At 54.6% G+C, this 1,200-nt stretch carries 1 protein-coding gene; it reads right to left on the bottom strand.

Going from position 1 to position 1,200, the window contains the following annotated elements; genetic code table 11:
• Positions 1-30: 30 nt before the first annotated feature.
• Complete coding sequence (locus D8U70_RS16600; RefSeq protein WP_071171885.1) at positions 31-978, bottom strand: IS110 family transposase; 948 nt, start codon at positions 976-978, stop codon at positions 31-33.
• Between the last annotated feature and the right edge of the window lie 222 nt (positions 979-1,200).

Here is a 1,200-nt window from a genome sequence, read left to right on the forward strand (position 1 = left end):
GTGGGAGATTCTATGGTTCATGCCTAGCCCCTAAACGCCTTTGGGTGAGTATTCGCTCTGGTTTTTCAACAGAGCAAATACCACCCGTGCAAGCTTGCGGGCTAGTGCGACCAGTGCTTGGGTAGTGCTCAATCCACGCCCTCTCATAGCCTCATAAAACCCTTTCCACACCGAGGTCCGGCTCGCCGCCATTGCAGCGTTGTGCAGCAATCGACGTGCCTCAGGGTCGCCTCGTTTGGTCAGACAGCGCCGGCCTTTCTTTTTGCCTGAGTCCGCTATGCGCAGATCCATTCCTAGAAAAGCGATGAAAGCGTCGGCATTCCTGAAGTCCCCACGCTGAAAGGATGCAAGCAAGCGGGCTCCGCTCAACGTACCGATACCTTCGACCTTCATGCAGCGCTTGAGCTGTGCGCCCAAACCGGCTTCTTCTATCTGCGTCAGGATCGTTTTTTCAAGCAAGGTTTCTAGCCTTTGCATGGCGCTTATCTGATTCTTGAAAGCGGTTTTGAGCAGCGGCTCATTCTCCCAGCTCTGCTTGAGGCTGACACGAGCCTGAACCAGAGCCGCACGACGCCGGAACAGACTAATGAGCCGGCAATACAGGGGGGACGGCGGCGTCCAGGGGCGCAAATGGTCCCCTTCGTTTGTCAGATAGCGGGCCAATAAACGAGCATCCAGCGCATCAGTTTTAGCGCGAACGTTCACGCCTTTGCGGTAATGACTGAGTTCATAACCGCCAACCATGTAGATCCTGCAGCCATCCGCGTGCGCCAGCTCGGCGAACTCCTGGTGATAAATATTGGTGGCTTCGATGGCGATTGCTACTGGTTTGGCAACGGTCTTGAGCCATTTCTTGATCGCCGTTTTGGTATTGGAGATTGTCTCGAGCCGATCTGATTCGACGTGATAAATCACCAGTTCGTCTTTGGCGACATCAACCCCGACAATCGACTGGGTAGTAGCGACGGGCATTGCCATAAGAAATCCTCCGGGCTAAGGTTTGAACACTTGAAGGGTTCACCCAGAGGCGCAGGCTTGTTCCTATCGTCGGTCTAGGCCAGATGCATTCTTTATCGGCGCTTGGGTGAAAGGAGGAGGGTGAAAATCTCCCACGGTCTGTACTGCGCTAACAGTCAGAATCGAGCCTTGTCCCTCCTCCTCCCTTCAAGTCCTACCATACAAGCGAGCCTGCTCGCGAAG

Source organism: Pseudomonas sp. Sample_20, assembly GCF_004307585.1.
In the GTDB taxonomy this organism is placed as follows: domain Bacteria; phylum Pseudomonadota; class Gammaproteobacteria; order Pseudomonadales; family Pseudomonadaceae; genus Aquipseudomonas; species Aquipseudomonas atacamensis.